This window comes from Streptomyces sp. NPDC046881 (assembly GCF_040645015.1).
GTDB lineage: Bacteria > Actinomycetota > Actinomycetes > Streptomycetales > Streptomycetaceae > Streptomyces.
In genome coordinates this window covers 1-8,228 of the sequence record NZ_JBEYXJ010000187.1, presented here as the reverse complement: position 1 = coordinate 8,228, position 8,228 = coordinate 1, and the positions used below count along the sequence as shown (strand labels likewise).

The 8,228-nt window shown below is 74.6% G+C and carries 3 protein-coding genes and 1 pseudogene; all 4 read right to left on the bottom strand.

Annotated elements, in window-relative coordinates; genetic code table 11:
* Positions 1-40: 40 nt before the first annotated feature.
* Positions 41-985, bottom strand: coding sequence for an NAD(+) diphosphatase (gene nudC, locus ABZ923_RS40195; protein ID WP_361483012.1), 945 nt, complete (start codon positions 983-985; stop codon positions 41-43).
* Between the two features lie 154 nt (positions 986-1,139).
* On the bottom strand, positions 1,140-2,543 hold the full coding sequence (locus ABZ923_RS40190) for a dipeptidase (protein ID WP_361483010.1): 1,404 nt from the start codon (positions 2,541-2,543) through the stop codon (positions 1,140-1,142).
* A 10-nt stretch (positions 2,544-2,553) separates the two neighbouring features.
* Positions 2,554-6,193: pseudogene (locus ABZ923_RS40185) on the bottom strand (UvrD-helicase domain-containing protein).
* Positions 6,194-6,306: 113 nt separating this feature from the next.
* On the bottom strand, positions 6,307-8,228 hold a 1,922-nt coding region (locus ABZ923_RS40180; protein WP_361483007.1), incomplete at its 5' end, for a PD-(D/E)XK nuclease family protein.

Below are 8,228 nucleotides of genomic sequence, written 5' to 3'. Positions count from 1 at the left end.
CCCGACCCCCCCCCGGGCTCGGGAGCCGCCGTTCGCCGTGTCAGACGAAGCTGCGGGTCGGCAGGGGCTTGCCGTACCACATCTCGATCAGGCGGGCCGCGATGGAGATGCCGTACGGCGGCAGCACCTCGCCGGACTCGAAGGCCGCGTGCAGCTCCTCTCGGGAGAACCAGCGGGCCTCGTGGATCTCGTCGCCGTCGACGTCGATCTCGGTGGAGGTGGCGCGGGCCATGAAGCCGAGCATGAGGCTGGACGGGAAGGGCCAGGGCTGGCTGGCGACGTACTCGACCTGGCCGACACTGACGCCGACCTCCTCGGCGACCTCGCGGCGCACCGCCTGCTCGATGGACTCGCCGGGCTCGACGAAGCCGGCGAGCGTGGAGAAGCGGCCCTCGGGCCAGTGGACCTGGCGGCCGAGCAGGATGCGGTCGTCCTCGTCGGTGACCGCCATGATCACGGCCGGGTCGGTGCGCGGGTAGTGCTCGGCGCCGCAGGCCGGGCAGCGGCGGATGTGGCCGGCCGCCGCGATGACCGTGCGCTCGCCGCAGCGGGAGCAGAAGCGGTGGGTGCGCTGCCAGTTCTCCAGCCCGACCGCGTGGACCATGAGTCCGGCGTCGCGGGGGGACAGCAGCAGGCCGGCCTCGCGCAGCCCGGCCGGGCGGGCGGACTGGTCGATACGGCCGGGCAGCGAGTCCTTCTGGAGCGCGAAGTAGCTGACGCCGTCCTCGTCGATGCCGAGGAAGTAGCGGTGCGCCTCGGTGAGGGGGGCCTCGAAGGACGGCGTCATGACGAGTTCCGTCCGGCCGTCCGGGGCCTCGTCGATGAGCACCTGGCCGCCGGAGACCACGAAGCAGCGGGTCGTGGGGTGGCTCCACGCCGCCGCGAGCCAGGCCTCGTCCAGCCGGTGGTGGGCGGCGCGGTCGATGCCGCTCGGGGCGGTCAGCGAGATGGGTCGGTCGGCTGTGTGGTCGGTCCAGGTGGTCACGGGTGCTTCCAACTCCCCCAGTGCAGCGGATCTTTCGGCGGGCGGTTCGGCGGGATGTAGGGCGGGAGGGCACCGGGCCGGGCGTGGCCGGGGCGGGCGGGCGGTCCTTCAAGTGTGCCCCGCGCGCGCCGCCCTTCCGTACGGCGCCGGCCGGTCAGGGCGCGGTACGCCAGTTCCGGGCCAGGTCACCCCACAGGTAGGCGCTGGTCTCGACGCCCTTGAGGAGGAGGTCCAGCTCGACCTTCTCGTTGGGCGCGTGCCAGCCGTCGGACGGGACGGAGATGCCCAGGAAGAGGATGGGGGCGCCGAGGACTTCCTGGAGGTCGGCGGCGGGTCCGGAGCCGCCCTCCCGGGTGAAGCGGACCGGCTGCTGGAAGGCGCGGCCCATGGCGCGGACCACGGACTGCAGCGCGGGGTGGTCGAGCGGGGTCAGGCACGGGCGCGTGGCCGAGCCGAAGTCGATCTCGCAGCGGATGCCGGCGGGCACCTGGCCGGCGGCCCAGGCGCGGACGGCCTGCTCGATGTGGTCGGGGTCCTGGCCGGCGACCAGCCGGTAGGACAGCTTGACCATGGCGGTGGCGGGGATGATCGTCTTGCTGCCGGGGCCCTGGTAGCCGCCGCCGATGCCGTTGACCTCGGCGGTGGGGCGGGCCCAGATGCGTTCCAGGGTGGTGTGCCCGGCCTCGCCGTGGGCGGCGTGGGACTTGGCGGTGCGCAGCCAGCGCTGCTCGTCGAACGGCAGCTCGGCGAAGAGCTCGCGCTCGCGGTCGGTCAGCTCGGCGATGCCGTCGTAGAAGCCGGGGATCGCCACGCGCGCGTGGTCGTCGTGGAGGGCGGCGACCAGGCGGGCGGCGGCGGTGGCCGGGTTGGGTACGGCGCCGCCGAAGGAGCCGGAGTGGATGTCCTGCTCGGGGCCGTACAACCGGATCTCGCACTCGGCGAGGCCGCGCATGCCGGTGCACACGGTCGGGGTGTCCTCGGACCACATGCCGGTGTCGGAGACGATCACGGCGTCGGCGGCGAGCCGTCCGGCCTGCTCCTCGACCAGGGCCCGGAAGTGCGGGGAGCCGGATTCCTCCTCGCCCTCGATCAGCAGCTTGAGGTGGACGGCCGGCGTGGTGCGGCCGGTGGCGGCGAGGTGGGCGCGGACGCCGAGTGTGTGGAAGAACACCTGGCCCTTGTCGTCGGCCGCCCCGCGCGCGTAGAGCCGGTTGTCGCGGACGACCGGTTCGAAGGGGTCGCTGTCCCAGCCGTCCTCGCGGGCGGCGGGCTGCACGTCGTGGTGGCCGTAGACCAGGACCGTGGGTGCGTCCGGGTCGTCCGAGGGCCACTCGGCGAAGACGGCGGGGGCGCCGGGGGTCTGCCAGACCTCGGCGGTGGGGAAGCCGGTCTCCTTGAGCTTGGCGGCGAGCCAGTCCGCGCTGTGCCGTACGTCGGGCGCGTGGTCGGGCTGGGCCGACACGGAGGGGATGCGCAGCCATGCGGTGAGGTCGTCGAGGAAGGCGGCGCGGTGCTGCTCGATGTACATGCGGACGGCGCTGTCCGGGGTCTGGCTCATGCTCCCGAGCCTATCGGCCCGCACCGACATCCTCGGCGGGCGGTTCGTCACACTCAGGTCACCTCATGTGTGCTCTCCGTCTCACCGGTGAGGAGCCGTTCGAGTGCGGCCCGGTCCGGCAGGTGCCGGGGTCGGACGACCTCGCCGGTGCGTACGTACAGGAAGGCGGCCGTGACCGACTCCGGCGGTACGCCCTGCTGCTCGGCCCAGGCGAGCCGGTACACGGCGAGCTGGAGGGGGTCGGCGGTGCGGGTGCGGCCGGTCTTCCAGTCGACGATCTCGTACGTCGTCTCGTCGCCGTCGCCGTGTCTGTAGACGGCGTCGATGCGGCCCCGGACGACGCGGCCGGCGAGGGTGAGCTGGAAGGGTGCCTCGACCCGGTACGGGGTGCGCCGGGCGTACTCGGTGCGTTCGAAGGCTTCCTTCAGGGTTTCCAGGTCGTGTTCGTCGGCGATCTCGGCGTCGCTGCCGGGCAGCTCGTCCGGTTCGAGCAGGGGCAGCGTCAGCTCCTCGAAGCGGGTTTCCACCCATGCGTGGAACCGGGTGCCCCGGCGTGCGGCCGGTTGCGGGGGGCGCGGCATGGGGCGCGCGAGTTCCTGCGCGAGCCCGTCCGGGTCCTCCGCGAGCCGAAGCAGCTGAGAGGCGGTGAGGGTGGCGGGCAGGGGGACGTCGGTGACGGTGCGCCGGGCGCGCAGCAGCTCTCCGGTCAGGGCGTCCAGGTCGCGGTCCCAGGAGGCGACGGCGCGGGCCTCCTCGGGGGTGAGGGAGGCGAGGTCGGTGCCGGGGTGCGGCTGGGGGCGGCGCTGCGGGGCGGGCGCCTGGTGGGGGACCACGGGCCGGCCGGCGCCCCAGGAGTCCCGGTCGGCCGGGGCGTCGGGGGCGTCCGGGACGGCCTCGTCGGCCGGGGGCTCCTCGCCGTCCTCGTCGTAGGGCGGCCGGTCCCCGGCGTAGGAGGAGTCCTCGTAGGCAGGGTCCTCGTAGGAGGAGTCCTCGTAGGAGGAGTCCTCGTAGGGGAAGTCCTCGTACGGCTCTTCGTCGTACGGGTCGGGGTACGGCTCCTCGTACGGGTCGTCGTCGGGGGGCGCGGGCCAGTCCGGGTGCTCGTCGCCCGCGGGGTCGTGCAGGGCCGGGCGGTGGCCGGAGGGCTGGGCGGCGAGGGTGTCCAGGTGGGTGAGGACGGTCTCGGCGGCGGCGCGGCGGCGGGCCAGGGCAGCGGCGTCCAGCGGGAGCGGCCACACCTGGTCGGCGCCGGCCGTGTGCAGGGCCGGGTTCTCCTCGTCCTCGGCGGGCTCGTCCGCCCATGCCTCGATCTCGCCGTGTCCGGCCGCGCAGTGGTCGTACAGCGCCTGGAGGAAGTCGGAGGGGCCGCGTGGCTTCTTCTGGCTGGGTCCCCACCAGTGGCCGGAGCCGAGCAGGAGCGAGCGGGGGCGGGTGAAGGTGACGTAGCCGAGGCGGAGCTCCTCGGTGTGCTGGTGGTCCTTCATGGCCTCGTGGAAGGCCTTCATCCCGCGCGCGTCCCAGCCGTCGACGTCGGGCAGGGTGTCGGTGTCGCCGCGCAGGGCGTGCGGGAGCACCTTGGCCTGGGCGGTCCACTTCTCGCGGCCCTGGGCGCTGGGGAAGGTGCCGGTGACCAGTCCGGGGACGGCCACGACGTCCCATTCCAGGCCCTTGGACTTGTGCGCGGTGAGCACCTTGACGGTGTTCTCGCCGCCGGGCAGGGCGTTGTCGAGGCCCTTCTCGTACTGGGCGGCGGTGCGCAGGAAGCCGAGGAAGGCGAGGAGGGTGGCCTCGCCGTCGCTCGCGGCGAAGGAGGCGGCGATGTCCAGGAAGTTGGACAGGGTCTCGCGGCGGCGGGCGGCGAGCGCGTGCGGGGACGCCGACAGCTCCACCTCGAGGCCGGTGACGGCGAGGACGCGGTGCAGGACGTCCATCAGCGGGTCGGACAGCGAGCGGCGCAGGTCGCGCAGTTCGGCGGCGAGCCGGGCGAAGCGCACGCGCGCGTCCGGCGAGAACGGCAGCCCGTCGTCGTCGCCGTCCTCCAGGGGCGCTTCCAGGAAGGTGTCCAGGGCGTCCGCGAGCGAGATCACCTCGGACGGGTCGACGCCCTCGACGGCTTCGGCGAGCCGGCGGTCCGGGTCGTCGCCGTCGTCCCCGCGCGCGTGGACGACCAGCAGGCGGGCCCGGCGGCCGAGCAGGGCGAGGTCGCGGGGGCCGATGCGCCAGCGCGGTCCGGTCAGCAGGCGCACCAGGGAGGCGTTGGCGCCGGGGTCCTGCAGGACCTCGCAGACGGCGACGAGGTCGGCGATCTCGGGCAGGTGCAGCAGCCCGGACAGGCCGACGACCTCGACGGGGATGTCGCGGGCGACGAGGGCGCCCTGGATCTCGGCGAAGTCGGTGGCGGTGCGGCACAGGACGGCGATCTCGCCGGGTGGCGTGCCGGTGCGCACGAGGTGGGCGAGGGAGTCGGCGATCCAGTCGATCTCCTCGGCGTGGGTGGGCAGCAGGGCGCAGCGGACCGTGCCGTCGTATTCGGCGCCCGGGGCCGGGCGGAGGGCCTCCACGCCCGCGTGCATGGCGCGCAGGGGCGTGGCGAGGCCGTTGGCGAGGTCGAGCAGGCGCCCGCCGCTGCGCCGGTTCTCGCTCAGTGCCTGCCGGGTGGCGGGCCGGCCGTCGGCGTGGGCGAAGTGGTCGGGGAAGTCGTCCAGGTTGGCGACGGAGGCGCCGCGCCAGCCGTAGATGGCCTGGCAGGGGTCGCCGACGGCGGTCACCGGGTGGCCGGTGCCGCCGCCGAACAGGCCCGCGAGCAGGACGCGCTGGGCGACGGAGGTGTCCTGGTACTCGTCGAGGAGGACCACGCGGAACTCCTCGCGCAGCAGGCGGCCCACGTCGGGGATGCCGGCGAGGCGGGCGGACAGGGCGATCTGGTCGCCGAAGTCGAGCAGGTCCCGCTGCCGTTTCGCGGCCCGGTAGCGCTGGACGAGGGCGGCGAGTTCCCGGCGGGCCGCGGCCGTCTCGGGGACCTTGCGCAGGTCGGCGTTGGTGAGCTTGGCGCCTTCCAGGGTGCGCAGCAGGCCGGCGTCCCAGGCGCGCAGTTCCTCGGGGTCGACGAGGTGTTCGGCGAGTTCGGAGTCGAGGGTGAGCAGGTCGCTGACCAGGTCGGCGAAGGAGCGGGTCAGCGCCGGGTACGGGCCGGGGGCCTCGCGCAGCACGCGCGCGGCGAGCTGGTAGCGGGTGGCGTCGGCCAGCAGCCGCGAGCTGGGTTCCAGGCCGATGCGCAGGCCGTGGTCGGTGAGCAGGCGGCCGGCGAAGGCGTGGTACGTCGAGATGACGGGCTCGCCCGGCGGGTTGTCGGGGTCGATGACGTCGGGGTCGGTCACGCCGGCCTTGATCAGTGCCTTGCCGACGCGTTCGGCCAGCTCGCCGGCGGCCTTGTTGGTGAAGGTCAGGCCGAGGACCTGTTCGGGGGCGACCTGGCCGGTGCCGACCAGCCAGACCACGCGGGCCGCCATGACGGTGGTCTTGCCCGACCCGGCGCCGGCCACGATCACCTGCGGGGCGGGCGGCGCGGTGATGCAGGCCGTCTGCTCCGGGGTGAAGGGGATGCCGAGGAGCTCCTTGAGCTGCTCGGGGTCGGTGATGCGGGCGGACATGTCGAAAGAGGCTAGCGGCGGGCACTGACAGTCCAGGACGAACTGGCCGCCCGGGACGGAAGAAGTGCAGGTCAGCCCGTATGGTGCCGTACGTCACGCCTGCCACGGGGTGGTTACTCCACCACGTGCCGTCCCTCCGGGCGTGCGCTGCAGGAGGCGCGGAACGCGCAGTGCGTGCAGTGCTGGCCGGTGCTCGGTGTGAACCGCTCGTCGAGGACCTTTCCGGCGGCGGTGGCCAGCAGCTCGCCGACCCACTCCCCCGCGAGCGGCTCCTGGGTCTGCACCTTGGGCAGGTCCTCGCCGCCGTCGCGCTTGGCGGCGCCCTGTCTGAGGTGGACCAGTTCGGCGCCGCCCGGTTCGGGGCGCACGCCGTCGAAGGCGGTGTCGACGGCGCCTTCGCGGACGGCGAGCTGGTAGACGGCGAGCTGGGGGTGCCGCTCCACCTCGCGCGCGGTGGGCGCCTGCTTGCCGGTCTTGAAGTCGACCACGTAGGCGCGGCCCTCGGCATCCGTCTCCACGCGGTCCATCTGGCCGCGGATGCGGACCTGGTAGCCGCCCGCTTCGAGGGTGACGTCGAAGTCCTGCTCGCTGGCCACCGGGGTGCGGCCGGTCCGGTCCAGCACGTGCCAGTTCAGGAAGCGTTCGAGCGCCACGCGCGCGTTGTCCTTCTCCTGCTGCGACTTCCAGGGTGCGTCGAAGGCGAGCGCGTTCCACACGGAGTCCAGGCGCTCCATGAGGACGTCGAGGTCGGCGGGGGTGCGGCCGGAGGCGACCTCGTCGGCGAGGACGTGGACGACGTTGCCGAAGCCCTGGGCGGCGGTGGCGGGGGCGTCGGCCTTCACCTCTCGGCCGAGGAACCACTGCAGGGCGCAGGTGTTGGCGAGCTGGTCCAGGGCGCTGCCGGAGAGCACCACGGGCTGGTCGCGGTGACGCAGCGGCACCCTGCTCTCGGTCGGCTCGAACATGCCCCACCAGCGGTAGGGGTGCGCGGACGGCACCAGCGGGCGGCCGTCCTCGTCGGCGAGCGCGGCGAGGCGGGCGAGCCGGCGTGCGGCGGCCTCCCGCAGCGCGGCGGAGGCGCGCGGGTCGACGGTGGTGGCGCGCAGTTCGGCGACGAGCGCGGCGACGGACAGCGGGCGGCGGGGGCGCCCGGTGACGTCCTTGGGTTCGACGCCCAGCTCGGTCAGGAACCGGGACGGCTGGTCGCCGTCGTCGGCCGGTGCCTTCACGGCGGTGACGACGAGCCGGTCACGCGCGCGCGTGGCTGCGACGTAGAACAGGCGGCGCTCCTCGGCGAGCAGCGCGCCGGGGGTCAGCGGCTCGGCGAGTCCGTCGCGACCGATGCGGTCGGCCTCCAGCAGTGAGCCGCGGCGCCGCAGGTCGGGCCACAGGCCCTCCTGGACGCCGGCGACGACGACCAGCCGCCACTCCAGGCCTTTCGCGCGGTGCGCGGTCATCACGCGGACGGCGTCGGGCCGTACCGCACGGCGGGTGAGCGTGTCGGCGGCTATGTCCTCGGCCTCGATCTCGGCCAGGAAGTTCAGGGCGCCGCGGCCCCCGGTGCGCTCCTCCGCGCGCGCGGCGGTGGCGAACAGCGCGCAGACGGCGTCCAGGTCCCGGTCGGCGTTGCGGCCGGCCGCGCCGCCGCGCCGGGCGGCCCGCTCCAGACGCCCGGGCCACGGCGTGCCCTCCCACAGGTCCCACAGCGCCTCCTCGGCCGTCCCGCCGCCCGCGAGGCGCTCACGGGCCTTGCGGAGCAGCGCCCCCAGGCGCTGCGCCCCGCGCGCGTACACCGGGTCGTGCACGGCCAGGCGCTCCGGTTCGGCGAGCGCCCGGGCGAGGAGTTCGTCGGACGGGGGCGGCAGCGGGTTCCCGGCGGCCCGCTCCTCCTCGCGCAGGGCACGGCCGAGGCGGCGCAGGTCGGCGGCGTCCATGCCGGCCAGCGGGGAGGTGAGCAGGGTCAGGGCGGTCTCGGTGTCCAGCCAGCAGGCGTCCGGGGCCTGCGGTCCGGTGCCGGCGGCGGTTTCCTCCGGGC